The 26,472-nt window shown below is 67.0% G+C and carries 28 protein-coding genes; 15 read left to right on the plus strand and 13 right to left on the minus strand.

The window, feature by feature from the left end; all coding sequences use genetic code 11:
* Positions 1-102: 102 nt before the first annotated feature.
* From IED13_RS07600 to IED13_RS07635, 8 genes are all read left to right on the plus strand, one after another.
* Positions 103-1,968 (plus strand): ABC transporter ATP-binding protein, encoded by a 1,866-nt coding sequence (locus tag IED13_RS07600; RefSeq protein WP_191123835.1) that lies wholly within the window; start codon positions 103-105, stop codon positions 1,966-1,968.
* Positions 1,969-2,157: 189 nt separating this feature from the next.
* Positions 2,158-2,706 carry a ubiquinol-cytochrome c reductase iron-sulfur subunit gene (gene petA / locus IED13_RS07605; RefSeq protein ID WP_248311091.1) on the plus strand — a complete coding sequence of 183 codons (549 nt, stop codon included), beginning with the start codon at positions 2,158-2,160 and terminating at the stop codon, positions 2,704-2,706.
* 53 nt (positions 2,707-2,759) lie between these two features.
* Positions 2,760-4,043 (plus strand): cytochrome b, encoded by a 1,284-nt coding sequence (locus IED13_RS07610; RefSeq protein ID WP_038359251.1) that lies wholly within the window; start codon positions 2,760-2,762, stop codon positions 4,041-4,043.
* Positions 4,044-4,050: 7 nt separating this feature from the next.
* A complete protein-coding gene (locus tag IED13_RS07615) occupies positions 4,051-4,935 on the plus strand; it encodes a cytochrome c1 (protein ID WP_038359249.1) in 885 nt (294 codons plus the stop codon).
* Between the two features lie 246 nt (positions 4,936-5,181).
* The gene (locus IED13_RS07620) at positions 5,182-6,060 is read left to right on the plus strand and encodes an S-methyl-5'-thioadenosine phosphorylase (protein ID WP_113252634.1); all 879 of its coding nucleotides are present in this window, start codon (positions 5,182-5,184) and stop codon (positions 6,058-6,060) included.
* Between the two features lie 62 nt (positions 6,061-6,122).
* A complete protein-coding gene (locus IED13_RS07625; protein WP_038360183.1) occupies positions 6,123-6,659 on the plus strand; it encodes an adenine phosphoribosyltransferase in 537 nt (178 codons plus the stop codon).
* A gap of 9 nt (positions 6,660-6,668) precedes the next feature.
* Complete coding sequence (gene mtnA / locus IED13_RS07630; RefSeq protein ID WP_191123836.1) at positions 6,669-7,778, plus strand: S-methyl-5-thioribose-1-phosphate isomerase; 1,110 nt, start codon at positions 6,669-6,671, stop codon at positions 7,776-7,778.
* A complete protein-coding gene (locus tag IED13_RS07635) occupies positions 7,775-8,419 on the plus strand; it encodes a class II aldolase/adducin family protein (RefSeq protein WP_191123837.1) in 645 nt (214 codons plus the stop codon). Before mtnA ends, IED13_RS07635 begins: the two co-directional genes overlap by 4 nt.
* Positions 8,420-8,494: 75 nt before the next feature.
* On the opposite strand, the gene IED13_RS07640 is transcribed toward IED13_RS07635, so the two are convergent.
* From IED13_RS07640 to ychF, 5 genes are all read right to left on the minus strand, one after another.
* Positions 8,495-9,814 carry an MFS transporter gene (locus tag IED13_RS07640; protein WP_112762769.1) on the minus strand — a complete coding sequence of 440 codons (1,320 nt, stop codon included), beginning with the start codon at positions 9,812-9,814 and terminating at the stop codon, positions 8,495-8,497.
* A 46-nt stretch (positions 9,815-9,860) separates the two neighbouring features.
* A complete protein-coding gene (locus IED13_RS07645) occupies positions 9,861-10,556 on the minus strand; it encodes an RraA family protein (RefSeq protein WP_191123838.1) in 696 nt (231 codons plus the stop codon).
* Between the two features lie 8 nt (positions 10,557-10,564).
* A complete protein-coding gene (locus tag IED13_RS29190; protein WP_191123839.1) occupies positions 10,565-11,260 on the minus strand; it encodes a FadR/GntR family transcriptional regulator in 696 nt (231 codons plus the stop codon).
* A gap of 213 nt (positions 11,261-11,473) precedes the next feature.
* Positions 11,474-12,487 carry a MaoC family dehydratase gene (locus tag IED13_RS07655; protein WP_191123840.1) on the minus strand — a complete coding sequence of 338 codons (1,014 nt, stop codon included), beginning with the start codon at positions 12,485-12,487 and terminating at the stop codon, positions 11,474-11,476.
* Between the two features lie 22 nt (positions 12,488-12,509).
* Positions 12,510-13,607, minus strand: coding sequence for a redox-regulated ATPase YchF (gene ychF, locus IED13_RS07660; protein WP_038359234.1), 1,098 nt, complete (start codon positions 13,605-13,607; stop codon positions 12,510-12,512).
* A gap of 207 nt (positions 13,608-13,814) precedes the next feature.
* On the opposite strand from ychF, the gene IED13_RS07665 reads away from it, so the two are divergent.
* Entirely contained in the window at positions 13,815-14,414 is a 600-nt protein-coding gene (locus tag IED13_RS07665) for a DUF5666 domain-containing protein (protein ID WP_113252629.1), read from the plus strand.
* A 176-nt stretch (positions 14,415-14,590) separates the two neighbouring features.
* Here the strand turns inward: IED13_RS07665 and pth are convergent, their stop codons facing one another.
* From pth to IED13_RS07695, 6 genes are all read right to left on the minus strand, one after another.
* Positions 14,591-15,205: an aminoacyl-tRNA hydrolase gene (gene pth, locus IED13_RS07670; RefSeq protein WP_038359229.1), complete on the minus strand. Its 615-nt coding sequence runs from the start codon at positions 15,203-15,205 to the stop codon at positions 14,591-14,593.
* Positions 15,206-15,354: 149 nt separating this feature from the next.
* Positions 15,355-15,975: a 50S ribosomal protein L25/general stress protein Ctc gene (locus IED13_RS07675; RefSeq protein WP_038360177.1), complete on the minus strand. Its 621-nt coding sequence runs from the start codon at positions 15,973-15,975 to the stop codon at positions 15,355-15,357.
* 178 nt (positions 15,976-16,153) lie between these two features.
* Positions 16,154-16,717, minus strand: a complete 564-nt coding sequence (locus tag IED13_RS07680; RefSeq protein ID WP_038359226.1) for a VUT family protein — start codon at positions 16,715-16,717, stop codon at positions 16,154-16,156.
* The gene (gene queC, locus IED13_RS07685; RefSeq protein WP_112762764.1) at positions 16,707-17,435 is read right to left on the minus strand and encodes a 7-cyano-7-deazaguanine synthase QueC; all 729 of its coding nucleotides are present in this window, start codon (positions 17,433-17,435) and stop codon (positions 16,707-16,709) included. Before queC ends, IED13_RS07680 begins: the two co-directional genes overlap by 11 nt.
* A gap of 7 nt (positions 17,436-17,442) precedes the next feature.
* Positions 17,443-18,387: a ribose-phosphate pyrophosphokinase gene (locus tag IED13_RS07690; RefSeq protein ID WP_038359221.1), complete on the minus strand. Its 945-nt coding sequence runs from the start codon at positions 18,385-18,387 to the stop codon at positions 17,443-17,445.
* 228 nt (positions 18,388-18,615) lie between these two features.
* Complete coding sequence (locus tag IED13_RS07695; protein WP_112762762.1) at positions 18,616-19,197, minus strand: hypothetical protein; 582 nt, start codon at positions 19,195-19,197, stop codon at positions 18,616-18,618.
* A 195-nt stretch (positions 19,198-19,392) separates the two neighbouring features.
* On the opposite strand from IED13_RS07695, the gene IED13_RS07700 reads away from it, so the two are divergent.
* The 6 genes from IED13_RS07700 to IED13_RS07725 all read left to right on the plus strand — a co-directional run bounded on the left by IED13_RS07700 (position 19,393) and on the right by IED13_RS07725 (position 24,821).
* Entirely contained in the window at positions 19,393-19,647 is a 255-nt protein-coding gene (locus IED13_RS07700) for an accessory factor UbiK family protein (protein WP_038359218.1), read from the plus strand.
* 304 nt (positions 19,648-19,951) lie between these two features.
* Positions 19,952-20,458: a type III secretion system chaperone family protein gene (locus tag IED13_RS07705; protein ID WP_038359216.1), complete on the plus strand. Its 507-nt coding sequence runs from the start codon at positions 19,952-19,954 to the stop codon at positions 20,456-20,458.
* 120 nt (positions 20,459-20,578) lie between these two features.
* Entirely contained in the window at positions 20,579-21,400 is an 822-nt protein-coding gene (gene proC, locus IED13_RS07710) for a pyrroline-5-carboxylate reductase (protein WP_113252624.1), read from the plus strand.
* Between the two features lie 166 nt (positions 21,401-21,566).
* The gene (locus tag IED13_RS07715; protein WP_113252623.1) at positions 21,567-22,325 is read left to right on the plus strand and encodes a TetR/AcrR family transcriptional regulator; all 759 of its coding nucleotides are present in this window, start codon (positions 21,567-21,569) and stop codon (positions 22,323-22,325) included.
* Positions 22,326-22,476: 151 nt separating this feature from the next.
* Positions 22,477-24,465, plus strand: coding sequence for a methyl-accepting chemotaxis protein (locus IED13_RS07720; RefSeq protein WP_191123841.1), 1,989 nt, complete (start codon positions 22,477-22,479; stop codon positions 24,463-24,465).
* Positions 24,462-24,821, plus strand: coding sequence for a tRNA-binding protein (locus tag IED13_RS07725; RefSeq protein WP_081925155.1), 360 nt, complete (start codon positions 24,462-24,464; stop codon positions 24,819-24,821). The genes IED13_RS07720 and IED13_RS07725 overlap by 4 nt, the downstream gene beginning before the upstream one ends.
* Here IED13_RS07725 and IED13_RS07730 read toward each other — a convergent pair.
* Together IED13_RS07730 and IED13_RS07735 are read right to left on the minus strand one after the other, a co-directional pair.
* Positions 24,818-25,768, minus strand: a complete 951-nt coding sequence (locus IED13_RS07730; RefSeq protein WP_191123842.1) for a pyridoxamine 5'-phosphate oxidase family protein — start codon at positions 25,766-25,768, stop codon at positions 24,818-24,820. The genes IED13_RS07725 and IED13_RS07730 overlap by 4 nt on opposite strands.
* The gene (locus IED13_RS07735) at positions 25,761-26,390 is read right to left on the minus strand and encodes a glutathione S-transferase family protein (RefSeq protein ID WP_038359207.1); all 630 of its coding nucleotides are present in this window, start codon (positions 26,388-26,390) and stop codon (positions 25,761-25,763) included. Before IED13_RS07735 ends, IED13_RS07730 begins: the two co-directional genes overlap by 8 nt.
* Positions 26,391-26,472 lie beyond the last annotated feature (82 nt).

A 26,472-nucleotide genomic window follows, 5' to 3' on the forward strand; every position in this document is an offset into this window, starting at 1 on the left:
CTGGCGGGCCGACATGCGTCAAGCAGGGTGGTCTTCGGTCTGAATCGAACCCATATCTCGCTCTGAATTTCGCCGCGATATCGACCCAGAGGAGGGCGGTTCATGTTCGCATCGCTTTTCCGCTGGCTCGAGAGTCGCATCGACGTCTTCGCTCCCTTCGACGAGCGGGAGACGCCGCCGCGCGGCGTCTGGCCGTTCATGTGGCATCACATCAGGGGCGTGAAGGGCTGGATGGCGGTGATCATGATCACCGGCCTCGGCTTCAGCGGCATCGAGGCGGCGATGTATCTGATGGTCGGCTGGTTCGTCGACCTGCTCTCGACCCAGTCGCCCGAGACGATCTTCCGCGACCATGGCTGGGTGCTCGCGGGCGCGGCCTTCCTGCTCATCGTGGTCCGGCCGCTGATCTATTTCGCCAACCACGCCATCGTCGACCAGGTTGTGGTGCCGCAGATCACCAACCAGATCCGCTGGCGCAACCATGTCTACACGCTCGGCCACGCGCTTTCCTATTTCCAGAACGATTTCGCCGGGCGGCTCTCGGCCCGCGTCATCCAGGCCGGGCAGTCGATCCGCGGCGCGACCATCGAGGTCATCGACGATCTCTGGTACGCGCTCGTCTTCGCTTCGGTCGCGATCGGCTTCTTCGGCAAGACCAGCCTGTGGCTGGCGCTGCCGGTCGTCGCCTGGCTCGGTGCCTATGTCGCGCTGCTGGTCTATTTCGTGCCACGGGCCAAGAAGCGCTCGGAGGCGAATTCGCTCGGCCGCTCCAGCACGACCGGGCGCATCGTCGATTCCTATACCAACATCCTGACGGTGAAGCTGTTCGCGCGGGCCGATGCCGAGCGCTCGGCGGTGCGCGAATCGCTCGGGTGGTGGAACGAATCCTTCCTCAATCTCTCGCGCCTGATCACGGGCGTCAGTGTCATCCTGCAGGCGATGAACAGCCTGCTCGTCGTGGCGACGGCGTGGCTGGCGCTCTGGTTGTGGAGCCATGGCGAGATGACGCCCGGCGCGGTCGCGGCGGCCATCGGCCTGGTGCTGCGCCTCGTGCAGATGTCGAGCTGGCTGATCCATCTCGTGCGCGGCATCTTCGAGAATATCGGCTCGGTGCAGGAGAGCATGGAGACGATCGCCAAGCCGCACGACCTGCCGGATGCACCCGGCGCCGTGCCGCTGGTGATCGACGAAGGGGCGATCCGCTTCGACAAGATCCGCTTCAACTACGGCAAGGGGGACGGGCTGTTCGACGGGCTCGACCTGTCGATCAAGCCCGGCGAGCGCGTCGGGCTGGTCGGACCCTCCGGCGCGGGCAAGTCGACCCTGGTGAACCTTCTGCTCAGGCTCTACCCGCTCGAGGGCGGGCGCATCCTGATCGACGGGCAGGACATCGCCCATGTCACGCAGGATTCGCTGCGGGCCCAGATCGGCATGGTGACGCAGGACAATTCGCTGCTGCATCGCTCGATCGGCGACAACATCGCCTATGGCCGCATCGGCGCGGGCGAGGCCGAGATCGCGACCGCAGCGACGCAGGCCGAGGCGCACGACTTCATCGTCGGCCTGCACGACCAGGACGGCCGCAAGGGCTTCGATTCGCGTGTCGGCGAGCGCGGGGTGAAGCTCTCCGGCGGCCAGCGCCAGCGCATCGCGATTGCCCGCGTACTGCTGAAGGATGCGCCGATCCTGATCCTCGACGAGGCGACTTCGGCGCTCGATTCGGAGGTCGAGGCGGCGATCCAGCAGCAGCTGGCGGCGCTGATGCAGGGCAAGACGGTGATCGCGATCGCGCACCGGCTCTCGACCATCGCGGCGCTCGACCGCCTGATCGTGCTCGACAAGGGCCGGATCGTCGATACCGGCAGCCATGAGGAGCTGATCGCGCGTGGTGGGCTCTATGCCCGGCTCTGGGCCCGCCAGTCCGGCGGATTCCTGGCCGCAGCCGATCCGGAGAAGCTCGCGGTCTGAGCCCTCGCCAGCCGCCTGTGCGCCATGCGCTGACGGGACGCTCGCGACAGTAGACTTCGTCAAATCTGCATGTCAAAGAGCCCAAGGTGACGCACCGCCGCATTGCGGAGGTTGCGACGCGCCCCTATGAGGGCGACAGGCGACAATTTCGAGCTGTTCCAGCTCGCAAGACGTATGAGGGATTGGATCGTGGCGCACGCGACCGATACATCGACCGGAACAACCCGCCGCGACTTCCTGCTGCTCGCGACCGGCGCCGCCGGCGCGGTCGCGGCCGGCTCCATCGTCGTTCCGCTGATCAGCCAGCTCGCGCCCGACGCCCAGACCATCGCGGCCGGCGCGCCGGTGGACGTCGATCTGGCGCCGATCGCGGCTGGCCAGGCGATCAAGATCTTCTGGCGCGGCAAGCCCATCTTCGTGCGCCACCGCACCAAGAAGGAGATCGACGAGGCGCTTGCCGTCGACGTCAGCACGCTGCGCGATCCGCAGACCGACCAGCAGCGCACCAAGGCCGGCCACGAGCAGTATCTCATCGTCTTCGGCAACTGCACCCATCTCGGCTGCATTCCGCTCGGCACCGCTCCGGGCGAGTCGAAGGGCGATTTCGACGGCTGGTTCTGCCCCTGCCATGGCTCGCACTACGATTCCTCCGGCCGCATTCGCAAGGGCCCGGCACCGCTCAACCTGCCGGTTCCGCCCTATGCCTTCACGGCGGACACCAAGATCAAGATCGGCTGAGCGATGCGCTCGACGCTTTCCCGACAGATTGAGACAGCCTTGAGGCATTCTTCATGAGTGGTCACAGTTCATACGTTCCGAAGACCGGCATCGAACGCTGGCTCGATGCGCGCCTGCCGATCATCCGGCTGGCTCATGATTCGGCGGTGTCCTACCCGGTTCCGCGCAACCTGAACTACCTGTGGACCTTCGGCGGCATCCTGGTGTTCATGCTGGTGGCGCAGATCATCACCGGCGTCATCCTGGTGATGCACTACACGCCGCATGCGACGATGGCCTTCAACTCCGTCGAGCACATCATGCGCGACGTGAACTACGGATGGCTGCTGCGCTACCTGCACTCCAACGGCGCCTCGATGTTCTTCGTCGCGGTCTATGTGCATATCTTCCGCGGCATCTATTACGGCTCGTACAAGGCCCCGCGCGAGGTGCTCTGGATCCTCGGCGTCGTCATCTTCCTTTTGATGATGGCCACGGCCTTCATGGGCTACGTGCTGCCCTGGGGCCAGATGTCCTTCTGGGGCGCGACCGTCATCACCAACCTGTTCTCGGCCCTGCCGGTGGTCGGCGAGACGATCGTGACCTATCTCTGGGGCGGCTACTCGGTCGACAACCCGACGCTGAACCGCTTCTTCTCGCTGCACTACCTGCTGCCGTTCATGATCTTCGGCGTCGTCGGGCTGCACATCTGGGCGCTGCACGTCGTCGGACAGAACAACCCGACCGGCGTCGAGGTGAAGAACGTCGAGAAGGACACCGTTCCGTTCACGCCTTATGCGACCATCAAGGACGTGTTCGGCATGGTCGTGTTCATGATCGTGTTCGGCTGGTTCGTGTTCTATCAGCCGAATTTCATGGGCCACGCCGACAACTACATCCAGGCGAACCCAGCCGCGACGCCGGCGCATATCGTGCCCGAATGGTACTTCCTGCCGTTCTACGCGATCCTGCGCGCCATCCCCGACAAGCTCGGCGGCGTCCTCGCCATGGGCTCGGCCATCGTGGTGCTCGCCTTCCTGCCCTGGCTCGACACCTCCAAGGTCAAGTCGATGAACTACCGGCCGATCGCGCGCCAGCTGTTCTGGGCCTGGGTCATCGTCTGCATCGGGCTCGGCTATCTCGGCGCGATGCCGCCGGAGGGCGGCTACGTCATCGCCTCGCAGATCTTCACCGTGCTGTATTTCGGCTTCTTCGTCGCGCTGTTCGTCGTCGGCCTGTTCGAGCGTCCGAAGGCGCTGCCGACCTCGATCGCCGACTCCGTGCTGGCCTCCGCCAAGAACGGCTCGGCCGTCCGCATGGCGGCCGCCACCGCTGCCGAACCGAACGTCAAGGGCTGACGGAACCATGAGCAGAACATCGTTTCGTCTGGCCCTGACGGGTCTCGCCGCCGGCCTTGCCTTCACGGCACTGTCGCTTCCGGCCGCCCGCGCGGCGGAAGGTCGTGTCGAGCCGCCGCAGCTCAGCTGGAGCTTCTCGGGCCCGCTCGGCAAGTTCGACCGGGCGCAGCTCCAGCGCGGCTTCAAGGTCTACAAGGAAGTCTGCTCGAGCTGCCACGGCGCCAGCCTCGTCGCCTTCCGCAACCTGTCGGAGCCCGGCGGCCCCGAATTCACGCCCGGCCAGGTCGCGGCGCTCGCGGCGACCTACCAGATCAAGGACGGCCCGAACGAGACGGGCGAGATGTTCGACCGGCCGGGCCGCCCGGCGGATCGCTTCCCCTCGCCCTTCCCGAACGAGCAGGCGGCCCGTGCGGCCCAGGGCGGCGCCTATCCGCCGGACTTCTCGGTTCTGGCCAAGGCGCGCACCTATGAGCGCGGCTTCCCGCGCTTCATCTTCGACATCTTCACCCAGTATCAGGAGCAGGGGCCGGACTACATCCACGCCCTGATGGTCGGCTACAAGGAGCCGCCCGCCGGCTTCCAGGCCCTCCTGCCCGGGCAGAACTACAACGAATACATGCCCGGCCACCTGATCGCGATGCCGAAGCCGCTTTCGGATGGCCAGGTCGAATATCCGAAGGGCGCGGACGGCAAGCCGCAAGTGCCCGAGACGGTCGACCAGTACGCGCGCGACGTCGCCGCCTTCATGGTCTGGATGGCGGAGCCCCATATGGAGCAGCGCAAGCGCATCGCGCTGTGGTTCATGCCCTTCCTCGTGATCCTCGCCTTCCTGCTCTACTTCAGCAAGAAGAAGATCTGGTCGCGCATGCCGGATGGCTCGCCCGCCCATTGAGGCAACAGGACATCCTTCTGGAAAAGGCTCCGCTCGGCGGGGCCTTTTTCTTTTGGGACCTCCGTTTCCACCCATCTGGCTGGTCCTGTATTGCGAGCGTCATCGAAAGGTGATCCCTTCCGCGCCCGCACCGGAACGCCGCGCGTCCTGTCGGACGCGGCAACGGCGATCGACCTATTTGTTACCGCATCGGATTCCCCCGAAAAGTGGCTTCCACCTTTCGGCCGATGTTTGAGGGACGCATTCATGAGCGAAGCCGTACTCGGAATCATCGGCGGATCGGGCATCTACGATCTGCCGGGCCTGACCGACATCCGCGAGGAGCGGATCGAGAGCCCCTGGGGCGAGCCTTCGGATGCGCTGCGGATCGGCCGGATCGGCTCGACGAAGATCGTCTTCCTGCCGCGGCACGGGCGAGGCCATGCGCTCTCTCCCTCCGACATCAACTACCGCGCCAATATCGACGTACTGAAGCGGGCGGGCGTGACCGATCTCGTCTCGCTCTCGGCTTGCGGCTCCTACAAGGCCGAGCTCTATCCGGGGCTCTTCGTGCTGGTCGACCAGTTCGTCGACCGCACGAGCCGGCGCGAGAGTTCCTTCTTCGGCAAGGGCTGCGTCGCCCATGTCTCCGTCGCCCATCCGGTGGGGCCCGGCCTGCAGAACCGGCTCGCCGAGGCGGCTGAAGCGGAGGAACTGCCCTTCGTGCGGGGCGGCACGCTGGTGACGATGGAAGGGCCGCAATTCTCGACCTATGCCGAATCGATGACCTATCGCGGGCTCGGCTATGACCTGATCGGCATGACGGCGATGCCCGAGGCCAAGCTCGCGCGCGAGGCCGAGATCACCTACGCCACCGTCGCGATGGTGACGGATTACGATTGCTGGCACGAGCTGCATGGCGCGGTCGACGTCGCCTCCGTCGTCGCGGTGCTGCATGAGAACGCCGACAAGGCGCGCCGCCTCGTCGCTCGCCTGGCCGCGGACTTCCCGGCCGAGCGCGAGCCTTGTCCTGCCGGCTCGCACAACGCCCTCGACAACGCGATCATCACCGCGCCTGCCTTCCGCGATCCGGCCCTGCTGGCCAAGCTCGACGCCGTCGCCGGGCGGGTGCTCAAGAGCGCGTGATGGCCGCACCCTTGACGAAGCGGGCCGGGCGTCCGACCAAGGCGCTCGACCACGCGCCCGGGATGCCGCCCATGAATCTCGCCGACACGATCCGTGCCATCCCGGATTATCCGCGGCCCGGCATCATCTTTCGCGACATCACCACGCTGCTCGGCGATGCGCGTGCCTTCCGGCGCGCTGTGGACGAGCTGGTACAGCCCTTCGCGGGCTTGAAGATCGCCAAGATCGCCGGCATCGAGGCGCGGGGCTTCATCCTCGGCGGCGCGGTGGCGCATCAGCTTTCGGCCGGCTTCATCCCGGTGCGCAAGAAGGGCAAGCTGCCGGGCGAGACGCTGCGCGTGACCTATGCGCTCGAATACGGCACCGATGAGATCGAGGTGCATCGCGACGCGGTGCAGCCGGGCGAGCGCGTCTTGCTCGTCGACGATCTGATCGCGACTGGCGGCACGGCGGAAGGCGCGGTCAATCTCCTGACGAGGCTCGGCGCCGAGGTGGTGGCGGCGTGCTTCATCGTCGACCTGCCGGAGCTCGGCGGGGCCGACAAGATCCGCCGGCTCGGCGTGCCGGTCCGGACGCTGGTCTCCTTCAGCGGGCATTGAGCGCAGACAATGAAGATCAATGGCCAGCATTACCGGACGATCTGGCTCGCACAGGACGGCTGGCGCGTCGTCGTCATCGACCAGACGCGGCTGCCTTTCCGCTTCGAGACGGTGGCGCTCGGTTCGTCGGAACAGGCAGCCGACGCGATCCGCAACATGGTGGTGCGCGGCGCGCCGCTGATCGGCGCAACGGCCGCCTATGGCGTGGCGCTGGCGATGCGGGCCGACGCGTCCGACACGGCTCTGGACGCGGCGTTGGCCCTCCTTGGCGCCACGCGCCCGACGGCGGTCAATCTGCGCTGGGCGCTCGCACGCATGCGGCGCGTGGTGACGCCGCTCGCTCCGGCCGCCCGCGTCGAAGCAGCTTATGGCGAGGCGGCTGCGATCTGCGACGAGGATGTCGCGCTCTGCCGCGCCATTGGCGGGCACGGCTTGCCGTTGGTCCGCGAGATCGCGGCGCGCAAGCCGGCGGGCCAGCCCGTCAATATCCTGACCCATTGCAATGCCGGCTGGATCGCCACGGTGGACTGGGGCACGGCGCTGGCGCCGATCTATCTGGCCCATGATGCCGGCATTCCGGTCCATGTCTGGGTCGATGAGACGCGCCCGCGCAACCAGGGCGCGGCGCTGACGGCCTATGAGCTCGGCGCCCATGGCGTGCCGCATACCGTGATCACCGACAATGCCGGCGGCCATCTGATGCAGCGGGGGCAGGTCGATCTCGTCATCGTCGGGACGGATCGCACCACGGCCGCCGGCGATGTCGCCAACAAGATCGGCACCTATCTCAAGGCGCTGGCGGCGCATGACAACGGCGTGCCGTTCTATGTCGCGCTGCCCTCGCCGACGATCGACTGGAGCATTCGCGACGGCCTGCGCGATATTCCGATCGAGGAGCGCGCCGGTCGCGAGGTCACGCATCTCGCCGGGCTGGCGGAGGATGGCGAGGTGAGGGCGGTCAGGGTCGTGGCGCCGGGCAGCGCGGTGGCGAACCCGGCCTTCGACGTCACGCCGGCGCGGCTGGTGACGGGGCTGATCACCGAGCGTGGGGTCTGCGCCGCGAGCAGCGAGGGGCTGGCGGGGCTGTTCCCGGATCTGGCGTGTGGAGCGGCGGCATGAACGAGCAGGCGTTGCGGGCAGAGATCGTCGCGGTCGCGCAGGCGATCGACCGTGCGGGTTTTTGCCCCTCGAAATCCGGCAATGTCTCGGCGCGCTTCGAAGGCGGTTTGCTGATCACGCCGTCCGGGCTGCCCTATGCACAGACCAAGCCGGAGGATCTGATCCATCTTTCGCTCGACGGTGCGGTGCTTTCGGGCGCGCGCAAGCCGTCCTCGGAATGGCCGTTCCATGTCGAGATCTACAAGGCGCGGCCGGATGCGCAGGCGATCGTGCACACCCATTCGCCGCGCGCGACGGCGCTCTCCTGCACGCGGCGCGGCATTCCGGCCTTCCACTACATGATCGCGCTCTGCGGCGGGGCGGATGTGCGTTGCGCCGATTATGCGACCTTCGGCACGCCCGAGCTTGCCACCAATGCGGTGCAGGCGCTGGAGGGTCGCAAGGCCGTGCTGCTCGCCAATCACGGCGTCATCGCGCTCGGCGGCTCGCTTGCCGGCGCGCATCAGATCGTCGCCGAGGTCGAGAACCTCTCCGGGCAGTATCTCGACATCCTCGCCGCGGGGCTCGAGCCGGTCATCCTCGACACCGAGGAGATGGCGCGGGTCTCGGCGAAATTCGCGGGCTACGGCAAGGTCGGCTGAAGGCGCGGCGGCTTTCGCAAAGCCGGAGCATCCGCACGAGCTCGCGCAAGCCGAGCCCGTGCGGGGCGTTGGGGCTCAATCGTGGATCGAGCGATGCTTGATCACCAGGACCGCGATGATCGTCAGGGCGCAGCAGGCCATCAGATAGGCGGCCACCAGGGTCGGCTTGCCGCCGGCGGCTGCGACCAGCGATGCCGCGATCAACGGCGTGGGGCCCGCGACGAGCACGCCGTTGAGCTCACGCGACATGGCGAGACCGGAAAAGCGATAGCGCGTCGGGAACAGGTTCGCCAGGAACGCGCCCTGCGCGCCCGCCATCGCCCCGAAGCCGATGCCGTAGCCCAGGCCGATGCCCACCGTGGACCAGACCACGCTATGCGTGTCGAACATCCAGAACAGCGGATAGGCCAGGAGGAGCACGAACAGAGCCCCGCCGGCATAAACCTTGGCGCTGCCGATGCGATCGGCCAGCGCCCCCATGATCGGCACGCCGGCGATGCCGAACAGCGAGCCGATGGTGACGGCGACCAGGCCCTCGGTGCGGGACATGCCGACCGTGTTGATCATGTAGCTGAGCGAGAAGGCGCTCAGGATATAGGCGTTGGCATTGTGGCCGGTGACGCTCAGGAAGCCGAACAGGACCTCGCGCGGGCTGTTGCGGAAGAGCTCGCCGAGCGGCACGCGCTGCTCATGGCGCTTCGCCTCGGCGCGGGCCATCGCCGCGACATATTCCGGCGTCTCGTCGAGATGCTTGCGGATATAGAACGCGACCAGGAACAGCGCACCCGAGATCAGGAAGGGAACGCGCCAGGCCCAGCCCAGCAGCACATCCTCGGGCAGATAGGAGATCAGCAGGAAAGAGAGCGTCGCCAGCATGATGCCGACGAGCGTCGCGGCATTGGGCAGCCCGGTGTAGAAGGCGCGCTTGCTGGGCGGCGCGTATTCCGCGACGAGGACGATGGCGCCGGCGAGCTCCGCGCCCGCACCGAAGCCCTGGATCAGGCGCATGAGCACGAGCAGGATCGGTGCTGCAAGGCCGATGCTTTCATAGGTCGGCAGCAGGCCCATCAGCACGGTCGCCAGACCCATCAGGGTGATGGTCAGGATCAGGGCCGGCTTGCGGCCGAACGTGTCGCCGATATGCGAGATGACGATGCCGCCGACGGGGCGCGCGAAATAGCCGACCGCGAAGGTCGCGAAGGCGGCCAGCACGCCGGTCGTCGGCGAGAGGTTTGGAAAGAACAGCTTGTTGATGATCACGCCCGAGGCAGCGCCGTAGAGCGCGTAATCGTACCATTCGATCACCGTGCCGACCGTCGCGGCGGTCACGGCCTTGCCGAGATTCGCCCGGCCGGCCTCGGTCGCCGCCGGCGTGGAAGCGTCTGTCGTCGTCATATCTGTGGGCGTTCCTCTTTTGATTCTGTCCGTTCGCGGTGCCCGCTCACATGATTCCGGTCTTGGCGAAGATCGCGGTCGTCGTCTCGCCCGCCAGGATCATGTCCCGGACATCGTTCTCGCCGCGCACCTTGTCGAAAGCCGCCGCCAGAACGTCCTTTTCGTGCCTGGCCGGGACGATGACGACACCATCGATATCGGCGACGACGAGGTCTCCGTTCTCGACGCGGCAGCCATTGCCGAAGCGCAGAGGGCAGCGATAATCGATGACGCGGCCGCGCACACGCTGGTCCTGCGCATAGCTGCCCGCCGAAAAGATCGGGAAGCCCAGACCCAGGATCTCGCGGGTATCGCGGTGATATCCGTCCAGCACGGCGCCGACCGCGCCGAGCTTGGCGGCACGCGTGCTCATCAGGCCGCCCCAGAGCGCATAGGTCGGCGAGGAGCCGGTGCAGATATAGATCTCGCCGGGCTTGAGGTCGTCGAGAGCCTCGAACATCAGGCCGAAGGGCTCGGCGCCGCCGCGCACGGCGGTATCGCCGGCGCAATCGGCCTCCTGAACCGTCATGGCCCTGCCGGCGATGACGGTTCCGGGCACCAGAGCCCTGATTTCGGGCGGAAGGAACTGGCTCGTCAGCCCCATCGCGTCCATCACGTCGCCGAGAACGGCGGTGTACAGCTTGGCCTTGATCTCGGCGAACAGGGCTTCCTCCGGTGAGGCGATAGCGGGATTGGCAGCCATGATGGTCCTCAGTTCTGGGTGAGTGCGCGCTCGAAGCGGCCTATGGCAGAGGCGAAATGCGCGGCCATGCCGGCGCGGGCACGTCCGGGATCGCCGGCTACGACGCCGGCAGCGGTTTCGAGGTGGACCTCGATGATCACGCCCCATTCCTCGGCATTGCGGGCGAGGCTGAGGCCGCTGCGGGTCGACCGGCTGGCGACCTCGCTGATGCCGGCGAGCAATGAAGCGAGCAGATGATTGCCGCTCGCCTCGGCCAGGGTCTTGTGGAACTGGATATCGAGGCGCCAGAAGGTCTCGACATCGCCGCGCGCTGCTCCGAGCGCCGCTGCCAGCCTTTCCAACTCGGCAGCCTGCTCGGGGCTACGGTTCAGCGCGGCAAGCTCGGCCGCGACCTCCTCGAGCCCGCGCCGCACATTCATCACGTCCAGCATCCTGACCTGGCCGATCGCGAGGCCATGATTCATCAAATTGGCGAACGGCGCCTGCGCCAGGGCCAACACGGTCGGGCTGCGCCCGCTCGACACGGTGATGAGGCCGCGCCCGGCCAGCGCATTCGTCGCCTCGCGAACGGCCGGCCGGCTCACTTCGAACTGGCGTGCAAGCTCCGACTCGCTCGGCAGGGCGTCGCCGGGGCCGAGTCCTTCCTCGAAGATCAGCCGGACGATGTAGTCGGCGACCTGATCTGAAATGCGTACCTGTTTCACGCGATCGCGCCCGGAGTTTCCGGGCGTGAGTTCTCGTTTGAGCTTGCTTGTCTGTCAAGCTGTATGACAGGTTTGGCGCGACTTTAATGTGAATGGCGCTCGGCGGGGCTGAGAAAGCCCAGTGCTGAGAAGTCGGCTGCCGCAAAATTGCCGATTGGGGCGATGCGGGGGAATCTGCCCGCGCGCTTCGGACCCGCGACCGAGACGATGCGCTTACGCCGGCTTCCGCTCGACGAACACGCAGCCGTCGAAGCTGAAGACCTCTTCGCCGCGCTGGTTGATGCCGGTGTTGCGGTGGAAGAACAGGCCCCATTGCGGGCGCGAGGCGCTTTCGCGCTTGTCTGCGACTTCGGAAAAATAGGTGATGCGGTCGCCGGCGAGGACCGGCTTCGACCAGCGCAGGTTCCTGAAGCCGGGCGAGGGACCGAGACGCGCCGGGCGCCCAGTCGTCATGGCGAGCTGACGCTTGCGATGCGAGACCATGGTCGCCATCCAGACCGCCGCCGTATGCCAGCCCGAGGCCGCGAGCTGGCCGAAGAGGCTGGTGCGCGCCGCCACCTCGTCCATATGGAAGGGCTGTGGGTCGAAGCTGCGGGCGAAGGCGACGATCTCGTCGGGCGTGAAGACGAAGCTGCCGAGCTCGTAGCGCCGGCCGATCTCCAGCTCCTCGAAGAAGCGCGTCGGTTCGGGGGCCTCGGCCGGCGCGATCAGCGGGCTTTCCGAGGCGGGGCGTTCGTAATGCGGCGCATGGGCTAGCCAGTCGCCGCTGGGCTGGGCTGCGACATCGGAACCCCTGCGGCCGAACATGATCCAGTTGGTCTGTTCGAGGACGGGCTCGTCGCGCTGGTTGAGCAATTCGAAGCGGAAGCGCACCAAACCCATCTCGGGACGGGAGCGCGAGGCCTTGGTTTCGAGCACGGTGCGCCGGGCGCTCAAGACATCGCCGGGGAAGACGGGCCTGAGCCATTTCACCTCGTCGATGCCCGGCGCGCCCATCGCGGTCGAGCCGAGCAGGAAGTCCTCCGCGATCAGCCGCATCAGCAGCGCGCAGCTATGCCAGCCCGAGCCGATCAGCCGGCCGACGAAGCTCGCCTTCGCCGCTTCCGGGTCGGTGTGGAAATCCTGCGCATCGTAGCGCGAGGCGAAGGCGATGATGTCGTCCTGCGAGACGGCGATGCCGCGCGTATGGACGCTTTCGCCGACGACGAAATCCTCGAACTGCAGCATCGGCCGGCCCCCTGCTCGCGCCTCAGTTCGCGAAGCGGAAATGCAGTACGTCGCCGTCGGCGACGACGTATTCCTTGCCTTCGAGCCGGAACTTGCCGGCCTCGCGCGCGCCGGCCTCGCCCTTGTTGGCGACATAGTCGTCATAGGCGATGGTCTCGGCGCGGATATAGCCCTTCTCGAAATCGGTATGGATCACGCCGGCCGCCTGCGGCCCCTTGGTGCCTTGCTCGATCGTCCAGGCGCGGGCTTCCTTCGGGCCCACGGTGAAATAGGTCACGAGGTTGAGCAGCTTGTAGCCGGCGCGGATTACGCGGTTGAGGCCGGGCTCGTCGAGGCCGACCGCTTCGAGGTAATCCGTCTGCTCCTCGGGCGGCAGCACCGCGATCTCGCTCTCGATCTTGGCGGAGACGACGACGGCGACGGCGCCTTCCTCGGCCGCGCGCGCCTTCACCAGTTCGGAGAAATGATTGCCCTTGTCGGCGCTCGCCTCCTCGACATTGCAGACATAGAGCACGGGCTTGGAAGAGAGCAGGCCGAGAAGCTCGAAGGTGCGACGCTCGTCGGCCGCGACCTGGACGAGGCGGGCCGGCTTGCCGTCCCGCAGCAGCACGAGGCAGCGATTCATCAGATCGGCCAGTTCCTTGGCCTCCTTGTCGCCGGACTTCGCCTTTTTCTCGAGCGGCTGGACGCGCTTCTCCAGGCTTTCGAGATCGGCCAGCATCAGCTCGGTTTCGATCGTCTCGATGTCGTCGATCGGCGAGATCTTGCCCTCGACATGGGTAATGTCGCCATCCTCGAAGCAGCGCACGACATGGGCGATGGCGTCGCATTCGCGGATGTTGGCGAGGAACTGGTTGCCGAGACCCTCGCCGCGCGAAGCGCCGCGCACGAGGCCGGCGATGTCGACGAAGGTGAGCCGCGTCGGGATGATCTCCTTGGAGCCGGCGATGCCCGCGAGCTTCTCTAGCCGCTCGTCCGGCACCGCGACGTCGCCGACATTCGGCTCGATGGTGCAGAACGGGTAGTTCGCGGCCTGCGCCGCCGCCGTCTGCGTCAGCGCGTTGAAGAGGGTCGACTTGCCGACATTCGGCAGGCCGACGATTCCGCATTTGAAGCCCATGATCGCCTATCCGATGCGCTGCTGCGGCCGAAAAGGCGGGCGCGCGCGATGTTGCAGAAATGATGGCGTCTTATTGGGGGGAGAGCGCCGTAAACACAAGGGGCAGGGCCGAATGGCGGGGCAGCGGCCTCACGGGAACGTGCATGGCGGCCGGCCGACGGCGCGTGCTGGATCGCTCAGCCGAGACATCTCGATAGGATCGCTCCCATGCTTCGCCTGCCATCCGTTGCCACCGTCGCGTTGCTGGCCACCTCCGCAGTACTTGCCCAGACGCCCGGCACGCGGCTGCGCGGCGAGGTCGAGGCCATGAGCGGTTCGGTGCTGACGCTCAAGACCTCCGATGGCCGGGAGGCGAAGGTTGCGCTGGCCCCGGGCTTCTCCGCCGGTGGCGTGGTGCCCGCCAAGGCCTCCGACATCGCCAAGGGCGCCTTCATCGGCGTCGGTGCCAAGCCGCAGCCTGACGGGACATTGCTGGCGGTGCAGGTGATGATCTTCCCCGAGGCGATGCGCGGGACCGGTGAGGGGCATCGGCCATGGGGCGTGCTGCCGGACGCGACCATGACCAATGCGACCGTGGCCGATACGGTCTCGCGGGTCGATGGTGCCAATCTCGTGCTGAGCTATCCCGGTGGCGAGCAGAAGGTGACGATCACGCCGGACGCTGCCATCCTGATGGCCGCGCCGGCCGATGCGGCGGAGCTCAAGCCCGGCGCGCAGGTCGCGATGACGGCGAGCCGCCAGGCCGATGGCAGCTACAGCACGAGCCGGATCACCATCGCCAAATCGGGCGCCAAGCTGCCTTACTGAAAGAGATTATCTTTTCGGCAGGACCCCCCGTCGTTCCGGACAGGCGGCGAGGCCGCGCTGATCCGGAACCCATCGGAGGGTTCGGCGCTCTACGATGGATTCCGGCTCTGCGCTTCGCTTGCCCGGAATGACGAAGTCATTTCCGGACTAACGACGGCGTTCTTCGGATCCGGACGTCAGCCCTCGCTCTTCTCGCCCAGCCGTTTCACGGCGGCGTGGCCGCGCGCATCCATGAAGAGATGCACCTTGTTCTGGAAGCCGGCATCGTCATGGGCGGCGAGGAGAGGGGCGAAGTCGGCGCAGGCGGTGCAGAGATCCTCGACCCAGGGCTGCTCGGCCTTGCCGAAATCGTTCAGCACATAGCCGTGGACCAGCTCCTTCAGGCCGGGATGGCCGATGCCCATCCGCACGCGGCGATAATCGTTGCCGATGGCCGCGGTGGTCGAGCGCAGGCCGTTATGGCCGGCATTGCCGCCTCCCAGTTTGATCCGCAGCTTCGCGGGGGCGAGGTCGAGCTCATCATGGAAGACGACGACATCGGCGGGCGCGATCTTGAAGAAGCGGGCGGCCTCGCCGATCGCGCGGCCGGATTCGTTCATATAGGTTTGCGGCTTGAGCAGGATCACCTTCTCGGTGCCGATCGTCGCCTCGCAGGCCTCGGCCTGGAAGCGCGAGCGCCAGGGGGAGGCGCGATGCAGGCGGGCGATCTCGTCCACGGCCATGAAGCCGATATTGTGCCGGTTGCGGGCATAACGCGCGCCCGGATTGCCGAGGCCGGCGAAGATCAGCATGGCGGGACTCCGGCAGGCTTATCGATTCAGCATGGGGCTGGGCCGAAAAGCGCAAAGCACTTTCGGTCCGATGCCATAGCAAAACGGCCGGGGGAGCCCGGCCGTCTCGTGATCGTTCCAGGTGAACGGCGCCGGGCGGCGCCGTTTCATCAGGCCTTGGCTTCGGGAGCGGCTTCCGCGGCTTCGGCAGCGACGGGCTCGGCCTCGACGGTCGGCGCAGAGATCGTGACGATCGTAGCGTCAGCGCCAACGGTGAGCTTGGCGCCCGCCGGAAGCTTGATCGCGTCGGCATGGATGGAGTCGCCGACGTTCAGGCCGGCCACCGACACGTCGATGGACTCCGGAATGCTGTCGGGCTCGACGGTGACTTCGAGGGCGTGCTCGACGATCTGGACCAGGCCGCCGCTCTTGACGCCGGGGCTCTGCTCCTGACCGACGACGTGAACCGGAACCTGGACCGTGACGGTCTGGCCCTTGGCGACGCGCAGGAAGTCGACATGGATCGGGAAATCCTTGACCGGGTCGAGCTGGTAATCGCGCGGAATGACGCGCTGCTTCTTACCGGCGACTTCGATCTCGAAGATCGTGGTCAGGAAGTGGCCGCCGAAAATCAGCTGGCGGGTCTTGTTGGCGTCGAGCGCGATGGCTTCGGGAGCGGCGCCCCCACCATAGATCACGGCAGGCGTCTGGCCCTGGCGGCGAACAGCACGGGCGGCCCCCTTGCCGACCTGTGCGCGCGCCGAAGCCTCGATTTGCTTCACGGCGGTCATGTTGGATGTCCTTGACTTGTAAAATGACAAGGCCGCCTCGTGGCGGCCATCGGATGGCGCGCCCAGAGCCTCCAAGGGTGTCAGCCGGGCGCGAGGCTGCTCATAGGCGAAAACCATCGCGATCTCAAGTCCGTTCAGGCCGCGGTCTCGAACCGGGGCGGCCTGAACGATGGAAAGGTCAGGCGGCGACCAGGCCCAGGCGTTCGTCGCGACGGCGCAGGAGCTGCATCAGGGGCAGGGCGATCACGATCATCCAGGCCTTGCCGATCACCTGGCCGGCAAGGAAGTCGAGACTGCCGAAAGCCAGATGCAGGAAGATGACGCTGTCGACGACCAGTCCGACGAAACCGGAAGCGACGACCGCGGTGACGAAGCGCCGGCGCTGCAGCGGCGTATAGACGGCGAAATCGGCGAGCTCCGACAGGGTGAAGGCCGCGACGGAGGCGATCACGATCGCCGATGGCGCCAGCAGCGCCGAAATCAGCGTGCCGATCGCGATGGCGGCAAGGCCTGCGGCCGGGCCCAGGCGCCGCTGAACGATGTCGCGCAGCACCAGCGCGAGCCCGATCATCAGCACGCCGCTCGGGGCGCTGATGCCGGGCCAGACCGGGACGAGGCAAGGGCCCTGCGGCACGCAGACCGTGCCGACATTGCCGATCATCCAGTTCGCCGCCGGGATGGTGAGGCCGAACAGGACGAGCGCGATGACGCCCTCTGTCAGCCGCTGACGATCACGTGTCATAAGATGGTCCGCTGTTGCCGGGTGCGGCCAAATAGGCCGCAAAGCCTTTCGCACGCAAGTCGCAGGCCGGGCAATGCCCGCAGCCATAGCCCCAGCCATGCCGCGTCGCCCGGTCGCCAAGATAGCAGCTATGGGTCTCTTCGAGAACGAGGTCGAGCAGGGCCTGGCCGCCGATCTCGCGGGCGAGAGCGAAGGTCTGGGCCTTGTCGCGCCACATCAGCGGCGTGTGCAGGACGAGCCGCCGGTCAAGGCCCAGGCCGAGCGCGACCTGCATCGCCTTGATGGTGTCGTCGCGGCAGTCGGGGTAGCCGGAATAGTCGGTCTCGCAGACGCCGAGCACGATGTGGCGCAGGTTGCGCCGGTAGGCGAGCGCCGCCGCGAAGGTGAGGAAGATCAGGTTCCGGCCAGGAACGAAGGTGGTCGGCAGGCCCGTCTCGGCGAAGACGATCTCGGTCTCGCGGGTCAGCGCCGTCTCGGAGATGGCGCCCAGCGCCGCGAGATCGACGACATGATCCGGTCCGAGCCGCTCGGCATAAGTGGCAGCGAGGGCGGGCAGCTTCGCCCGGATCGCCTGCCGGCATTCCATCTCGACGCGATGACGCTGGCCGTAGTCGAAGCCGATCGTCTCGACCGCGTCGAAACGGTCGAGTGCCCAGGCCAGCGCGGTGGTCGAATCCTGACCGCCGGAGAACAGCACGAGGGCGCGCGACTCTCCCAAGGCGGGCTCAGTCGAACAGGCTGGAGACGCTGGTCTCGCTCGCCGTGCGCTCGATCGCCTCGCCCATCAGCGCGGCGATCGAGATGACGCGGATGTTGCGAGCGACCTTCACCGCCTCGGTCGGCATGATCGAGTCGGTGATGACCAGCTCCTTGAGCTTGGAGCTGGCGATACGCGCCACCGCTCCGCCCGAGAGCACGCCATGGGTGATGTAGGCGAAGACTTCCTTGGCGCCCTGCTCGAGCAGGGCCTCGGCGGCGTTCACCAGCGTGCCGCCGGAATCGACGATGTCGTCGATCAGGATGCAGGAACGGCCCTCGACGGAGCCGATGATGTTCATCACCTCCGACTCGCCCGGCCGGTCACGGCGCTTGTCGACGATGGCGAGCGGCGCGTCGATGCGCTTGGCCAGCGCACGCGCACGCACCACGCCGCCGACGTCCGGCGAGACGACCATGGCGTTCTTCCATTCCAGCCGGTCCTTGATGTCGCGCGCCATCAGGGGCGCGCCGAACAGGTTGTCGGTGGGGATGTCGAAGAAGCCCTGGATCTGGCCGGCATGGAGGTCGAGCGTCAGCACGCGGTCGACGCCGGCATGGGCGATCAGGTTGGCGACGAGCTTGGCCGAGATCGGCGTGCGGCCGGAGGCGCGCCGGTCCTGCCTTGCATAGCCGAAATAGGGGATCACTGCCGTGATGCGCTTGGCCGAGGAGCGGCGCAGCGCGTCGGTGACGATCAGCAGCTCCATCAGGTGGTCGTTGGTGGGGAAAGAGGTGGACTGGATGATGAAGACATCCTGCCCGCGCACATTCTCCTGAATCTCGACGAAGACCTCCATATCGGCGAAGCGCCGGACGGACGCCTTGGCGAGCGGAATGCTGAGATGGTTGCAGATGGCTTCGGCGAGCGGCCGATTGGAATTGCCGGCGACGACTTTGAAATGAGAGGCCATGCCGTGGCGTACCGTTGGAAGAGGCGGGGCGCGAGCCAGCAGGGCGGGCTCAGTTGGAAGCGCTCTTAACAGCGCCGCCGCATGGAGTCGACCGCTGCGCTGCAATATCCGCATGCAAAACATATGACAAAGAAGGGCCGGCGGCATGTCCGGCCCGCGGAGCGGGGAATGAAGCCCTCGGATGCGGCTGTTGGGGAGGGCCGGTTGGCTCAGTCCCCGGAGGCGATGTCAGAGCCGCTTGCCGTTGCCTGCCGAGGCGGTGTGGGTCGCGGTATCCTTGCCGCCGGCCTTCGCCTTGCCGCCGCTCTTCTCGGCCGGCCCCAGCGCGGCCTCGGCGGCAGGCGTCGTGACGAGGAAGCCCGCGATCGCGTCCATCGAATCCGAGGCGGCCTTGGCGACGACGGTCTGGTCGATGCCGGCCCAGGGATCGGAACCGCCGCCGCGCTTGCCGATGCTCTCGCCCTGGACGCGCTGGGCGCGCTGCTTGGTCGAATCATAGACGTCCCAGACGAAGGCGAGCGCGGTCTGGCCGTCCTCGGTGGGCTGGGCGGTGAGATAGCCCTTCACGCGGAAGCGCGCCGGCTTGTCGCCCGGCACGATTTCCATCTTCCGCTCGGCCGCCGCCTCGCCGAGCAGGCCGGCGAAGTTCGTCGTCACGTCGTCGGGCGCGCCGGAGATGCTCTGGACCGAGACGGGGACGCCAGGCGCGTCGACGCGGGGGCGGGCCGCGGTCTGGGTGGTTTCCTGGCAGCCTGCGAGGGCAAACGCGAAAACCGGCCCCAGAGCGAGGCCGCTCAAACGATGAAACATGACGCCTCCCGCCCTTTGGGCTGTGGATCGCTGCGAACTACCCTGTGCGCTCTTTCTAGGCGCATCGCCGGGCAAGGTCCAGATCGGGCGGTGAGGCGATCCGTCCGTCGCCGGCCGTGGCTTTCGATTGCGATGCGGGCGGGCTTCTCCCATATAGGCCGGAAAGCGGGTGCCCCATCCGCCCGGGAGACAGCCATGGCCAGCACCAGCAACCGCTTCCTCGACGATATCGCCCGCCTCGCGACCGATGCGGCCGGCGCCGCGCAGGGGGTGCGCCGCGAGGTCGAAACCGTCGTCAAGACGCAGATCGAGAAGCTGCTGCGCGAGCTCGACGTCGTGAGTCGCGAGGAGTTCGAGGCGGTACGCGAGATGGCCCTGATCGCCCGCGAGGAGAACGACAAGCTGGCGGCGCGCCTGGCGGAGCTCGAGGCGAAGCTCGCCAAGTCCTGACCGGGGCACCCTGACCTAAGGTTTGCGTGTCCACAGCCAAGTGCTGTGGACAGAGCCTGCGAGGGATTGAGCCCGGCGCCCGAATCCGCGGAGCTTCGGCGCTGTGTTGGGAGCGTCACAGCGCCTGCGCTATCGTCGGTGGAAAGAATTGATTCGCTAAGCAGATTCGCTCTGCCGAGGCGGACGGGAACGCTCCTCCCCGGAGCGTTGCGGAGGTGAGTTGCGTTCCTTCGGCTTTCCAGTCGCCGTGTTCCTCTTCTCGAACGCGCCGGATGCGCCTGCATCCGGATGGTGGACCTAGGGCATGATGGATCTCGATATGGATGCCGATGCGGATCGGCCCTCCAACCCTCTCGACCTGTTCGAACGACTCGCTTCCCTCAACAACTGGACCTTCGATCGCGACAGCGAGGACGAGCTGTCGGTCTCGGTGACCGGCGGCTGGGCCGAGTACCATGTCGCGATCACCTGGCTCGCCGAGGTGGAGGCGCTGCACATCGCCTGCGCCTTCGACCTCAAGGTGCCGGAACGGCGCCGCGGCGAGGTGCTGCAACTCGTCAGCCTGGTCAATGAGCAGCTCTGGCTCGGCCATTTCGACCTCTGGAGCAGCGAGAGCATCGTGATGTATCGCCATGCGCTGCTCCTCTCCGGCGGCGCGGAACCGACGGACGAGCAGGCCGCGGCCCTGATCAAGAGCGCGATCGACGCCTGCGAGCGCTACTATCAGGCCTTCCAGTTCGTCGTCTGGGCCGGCAAGACCGCCAAGGAAGGGCTCGAAGGCGCGATGCTGGAAACGATGGGCGAGGCCTGAGGGCACCGCACCGCGCGTCATGGCCGGGCTTGACCCGGCCATCTCTTGCAGGCTCTGGTCCTGAAATGCCTGGGGCAAGCCCAGACATGATGTTTCGTTCCCAGCCGCCGAGGGCCTGCCATGACCGCTTCCTTGCCGCAATCGCTCGTTCTGATCGGCGCGGGCAAGATGGGTGGGGCCATGCTGGAAGGCTGGCTGCGCATCGGGATCAATCCGGCCGGCATCAGCCTGATCGACCCCAAGCCGTCGGATGAGATCGTCGAGCTCGCGGGCGAGAAGGGGATGCGGCTGAACCCCTCGGCGAAGGAGATCCCGCCGGTCGAGGTGCTCGTGCTGGCGACCAAGCCGCAGATGCTGGACACGGCCGCTCCGGCCGTGCAGGCTTTCATCCATCCCAAGACACTGCTGATCTCGATCCTGGCGGGCAAGACGCTGAGCGACCTCGCCGCGCGGCTGCCAAATGCGGGCGCGATCATCCGCGCCATGCCGAACCTGCCGGCCTCGGTGCAGCGCGGTGCGACGGCGGCCGCGCCGGGCAAGGGCGTCAGTGCGGCGCAGCGCGCGACCGCTGACGCCCTGCTCGCTAGCATCGGCAAGGTCGAATGGCTCGACGACGAGGCGCTGATCGACGCGGTCACGGCGGTGTCGGGCTCGGGGCCGGCCTATGTCTTCCATATGGTCGAATGTCTTGCCGCGGCCGGCGTCGAGGCGGGGCTTCCGGCCGATGTCGCCGAGCGGCTGGCGCGCGCCACCGTCGAAGGGGCGGGGGAATTGCTGTTCCAGTCGCCGCTGCCGCCCGGGACGCTGCGCCAGAATGTGACCTCTCCCGGCGGTACGACGGCGGCGGCGCTCGAAGTGCTGATGGCCGAGGACGGCCTCAAGCCGCTGATGCGCAAGGCCGTCGCTGCTGCCAAACGTCGCGCCGGCGAGCTTTCCGGCTGATGCCGTTCGGTTTATTGTTGAAAGGCGAGCGATTTCAGCCTCTTGCGTGAGGGCTTCTCTTCGCGCGATCCGGCGTCCGCATCGCCCGAAAATGCGCCGGGCGGTCTTCCACCTGCCACGATGGCGGCTTACCTTCTCTTGAGAGCGAAGCGAGAGGAGCAGAGCCATGGCCCGCAAACCCGTTTCCACCAAGGCCGAAGCCGCCGAGGCGACGGCCAAGGAAGCCACCAAACCGGCCGATCCGCGCAAGCGGGCTGTCGATGCGCTGATGAACCTGGCCGCAAGCCGGCCATGGGGCGAGATCGAGCTTCCTGATATCGCGACCGAGGCGGGGCTGACGCTGGCGCAACTGCGTGGGCTTTTCCCGTCCAAGCTCGCCATGCTGGGTGGCGTGACCCGTATCGTGGACGATGCCGTGCTCGCGGGGGTGTCGGACGATCTCGCCGGCGAGCCCGTCCGCGAGCGGCTCTTCGATCTCGTGATGCGTCGGCTCGACGCGATGGCGCCCTATAAGGCAGCTCTGCGCAGGATCGTGCCGGTCATCCGCCGCGACCCGCTGACGCTGGCGGCGCTCAATCGCGGTGCGGTGAATTCCTGGCGCTACATGCTGGCCTCCGTCGGCATCCCGACGGAAGATTCGCTCGGGGCCTTACGCGTGCAGGGCGCGGTGCTGCTGATGGCGCGCGTCTCCGACACCTGGCTGGATGATGACGAGCCGGAGCTGTCGAAGACCATGGCGCGGCTTGACCGCGAGCTGAAGACCGCTGGCCGCATCATGGCGCGGGTCGAGGATGTGCACCGGCTGACGGCGCCGTTCCGGGGGCTGGCGCGGGCGATCTGCTCGGGCCGCCCGCTGAAGGCGCGGCGGCGCGAGCGGGCTTCCGAGCGCGGCGAGGACAACGAGGATTACGCGCCGGCGATCTGACCGGCGCTGCCCCTGCCGAAAGGTCCGCGGGCGGGCGTCGCTTCCGCCTGCGCCGGCGACCCCGGAACATGGCCGAAACGCGACGATTTTAAGCGCGCTTTAGGCAATTCATGGGAAAGGACGACACTTCTCCTCGCGTGCAGGACAGGCGATGTCGTTCTTCCGGAAAATTGCGACCCTATCGATCGGTCGTTCCTTCGCCCTGATCGCGGGCCTGGCCGTCATTATCGCGGCCGGAGGCGTCGGCTACACGCTGAACGCCGCGCACACCGAAATGCTCGCCCTGAAGCGCGCCGAGATGAAGAACGCGGTCGAAGCCGCGGCGACCACGGTGAAGAGCTATCTGGCGCGGGCCGAGGCCGGCGAGCTCAAGGAGGACGACGCCAGGAAGATGGCCATGGAGGCCATCGGCAATGCGCGCTTCGACAACGGCAACTACTACTTCATTGTGAATTACGACGGCATCAGCGTGCTGCATGCCAACAAGAAGATCCAGTCGACCGACATGAAGCCGCTCAAGGATGCGGACGGCAAGTTCTTCGTGCAGGACATGGTCGCGCTGGCGAAGGCGAAGGGCGAGGGCTTCCTCGACTATGGCTGGCTCAAGATCGGCGACAGCCAGCCTTCGCTGAAGATCTCTTACGTCATCGGCATTCCGAAGTGGCAATGGGTGGTGGGCACTGGCGCCCATGTCCAGGATGTCGACGCGGCTTTCCTCGGCATGGTCGGCGGCGTCGCCAAAGTCCTGGTTCCGCTGGGCCTGCTCATGCTCGGTCTCGTCATCGTCCTCAGCCGCCGCGCCTCGCGGATGCTGACCGCTTTGTCGTCCTCGATGAACGAGCTCGCGGCGGGCGATCTCCAGGCCGAGATCGCGCATCAGCAGCGGCCGGACGAGATCGGCTCCATGGCGCGCGCGCTCGTCGTCTTTCGCGATCAGGCGCTGGCCAAGGAGGCGATGGAGGCGGACAAGCTGCGCGCCGAGGAAGAAGCGGCCGGACACCGCAGTGCGGCCGACACCGAGAGGCGGCGCAACGAGGCCGACCGCGTGGAGCAGGCGCGTGTGCAGGCCGATGTCGTCCAGGCGCTGGGAGCGGGGCTCGAGCATCTGGCCGGCGGCGATCTGACCTACCGGATCGACGAGGCGTTCTCGGCCGAATACGTCAAACTCAAGGACGATTTCAACGCCGCCATCGCCAAGCTGCAGGACGCGATGCGCCAGATCGCGACCAACACCGAGAGCATGAAGGCGGGCTCGGTCGAGATCAGCCAGGCGGCGGACGATCTCGCCGGCCGCACCGAGCAGCAGGCCTCCTCGGTCGAGGAGACGGCTACGGCGCTCGACCAGCTCACCGCCACCGTGCGCCAGACCGCCGAGAGCGCGCGCCTCGCCAACCAGGCCACCGAGCAGGTCAAGACCGAGGCCGAGCAGTCGACCAGCATCGTGCGCGATGCCGTGACGGCAATGGGCGGCATCGAGAAATCGGCCCAGGAGATCTCGCAGATCGTCGGCGTGATCGACGAGATCGCCTTCCAGACCAATCTGCTGGCGCTCAATGCCAGCGTCGAGGCGGCGCGCGCCGGCGATGCCGGCAAAGGCTTCGCCGTCGTTGCCTCCGAGGTGCGCGCCCTGGCGCAGCGCTCGGCTTCCGCGGCCAAGGAGATCAAGGGGCTGATCGACGCCTCGACCCTCGAGGTCGAGAAGGGGGTCGCGCTGGTCGGGCAGACCGGCGGGGCGCTGCAGCGCATGGCCTCCGAGATCGCGCGTGCCACCGGCCTCGTCGCCCAGATCGCGGGCGCGGCACAGGAGCAGGCCTCCGGCTTGCAGGAGGTCAATGCCGCGGTCGGCGAGATGGACCAGGCGACGCAGCAGAACGCGGCCATGGCCGAGCAGTCCACCGCCGCGGCCCATTCGCTGTCGCAGGAGGCCGACCGGCTCTCGGCGCTCGTCGCCCGCTTCCAGATCGGCGGCGACGCTGCCAGGCTGCAGGCGATCGCCCGGACGATGCAGGCGGCGGTCGCTCCGGCCACACGGGCACCGCGCCCGGCTGCGCCACGGGTCGCAAAAGCTTCCGCCGGTGTGGCAGCTGCCGCCCGCAAGCCCGATCTCGATGCCCATGACAAGGGGTGGGAGGAATTTTGAGCGCGTCCCAGGAAACAGCCGCGACGATCGGCTTTGACGATTTCCTCAAGGTCGATATCCGCGTCGGTACGATCGTCGAGGCGGAGCCTTATCCGGAAGCGCGCAAGCCGGCGATCAAGCTGGTGATCGATTTCGGCGGCACGATCGGGCGGAAGAAATCCTCCGCCCAGATCACCAAGCATTACCGGCCGGAGGATCTGCCCGGCCGGCAGGTGCTCGCCGTGGTCAATTTCCCGCCGCGCCAGATCGGCAAATTCATGTCGGAGGTGCTGACGCTGGGCATGCCCGACGCCGATGGCGAGGTCGTGCTGATCGGCCCCGGCCATGCCGTGCCGGATGGCGGGCGGCTGTTCTAGACAGCGCTGGCCAAAGCGGGTTGGTCCCAGAGGCCGGTCTGCAAGGTGGTCGGCGCGTAAGCCGGTGCTGACCAGCGCAGCGGTAGCGCATTTTCACGACGCCAGCCGCGCCTGACATGAAAGCGCCAGAGCCGCTCCGCGCCATCGAGGCGGGCGGCTTCGGGATCGTTCCAGAGAATCTCGACTGCACCCTGGAGCTGCAGCACCGTGCCCGTGCGGAAATCGACGAAGAGCAATGCGGCGCGCGGTTCACGCAAGAGATTGCCCAAGGTGTTGAAATAGCTGTTCCCGGCGAAGTCCGGCACCGTCAGCGCATCGTCGTCGATGCGGACGAAGCCGGGTCTGCCGCCACGGTGGGACATGTCGATACCGGCGGCCGCACCTGCATCCGTCCCGGCAGCGCTCGCCACAAAAAAGGTATCGGCTGCCGCGATCAGCTGTCGTGCCGGTGCGTCGAGACGGGTGAACTCTACCGCTTCAGCCGATCCCGGCACTGTCCAACCTTCGATCGTGCGGGTCTGGATGTATTTGGCGCAATTTCCGAAACTCTGAGTGACGGCGACGGAGAAGCCGGTTTCTCCGACCGCTGCGATCGTTCCGTTGGCGCGATTGCGCCGCCGCGTCTCGAACTGGATGCCGAGAAGGCCGATTCCCGCTCCAGCTTGGAAGGCCTCGGCGGCAGGGTCCTGCGTCGAGGGCAGCGCCCTGACGATGAGGGTGTTCGGCGTCGGGCTCTCGATCAAACCTGGAGGTCCGGTCAGCACTGTCGCGAGCGGCCAGCCCTGCGCGTCCAGAATGCCGGCGAAGAACCAGGGCAGCTCGGCGAAGAACAGGCGGTGCTGATCCGGCATGAAGCCACGGATGCCGCCGCCGCGCGAGAACTGGCCGGCGTGTGCCTGCGCCTCCAGCTCGCCGCCATGGAAGGGCGTGAGGGACGCGTCAATCATCGCTGGTCTCCTCGGGCAAGGGCGAAGGCGGGATTGGCTTGAAGAAGGACAAGGCCTCGATGCGGGCGAGCCAGGCCCGCAGGGACGGATAGGACGCGAGCGACAGCCCGCCTTCCGGCGCATGAGCGACATAGGAATAGCAGGCGAGGTCGGCCAATGTCGGATGGTCCGCTGCCAGGAAGCTTCGCTTGCTGAGATGCGCCTCCATGAAGGGGAACAGGCGCTCGGCAACGCGCCGGGCCCTTGCCTTGTCGTCGCACAGGCCGAACTGAACGATCATGCGGGCCGTCGCCGGACCGTGCATGACCTCGCCTGCAGCAATGGACAGCCAGCGCTGGACCTGGGCGGCTTGCAGCGGGTCGAGCGGTAGCCAAGGACCCTGTGGATCATAGCGCCGCGCGAGATAGACCATGATCGCGTTGCTGTCGGCGAGAGCGAGATCGCCGTCTTGAAGCACCGGAATCTGGCCGAGCGGATTGAGCTGGAGAAAGGCCTCGCTTCGGCGGACATCGGCCGGGGCCGCCTCGAAGCGATAAGGCAGGCCGAGTGCCCGCAGCAGCAGCTCGACGCGGTGGGTGTGACCCGAGAGGGCCGTGCCGTGAAGCGTGATCTCCGTGTGCATCGCCGATCTCCCTGCAGCCGCCATATGCGCCGGGGATAAGATCGTCATTTCACCATTCGGGCGAAATCTGCTATTGATTGAA

It is taken from the genome of Allobosea spartocytisi, assembly GCF_014764685.1.
Classification (GTDB): domain Bacteria; phylum Pseudomonadota; class Alphaproteobacteria; order Rhizobiales; family Beijerinckiaceae; genus Allobosea; species Allobosea spartocytisi.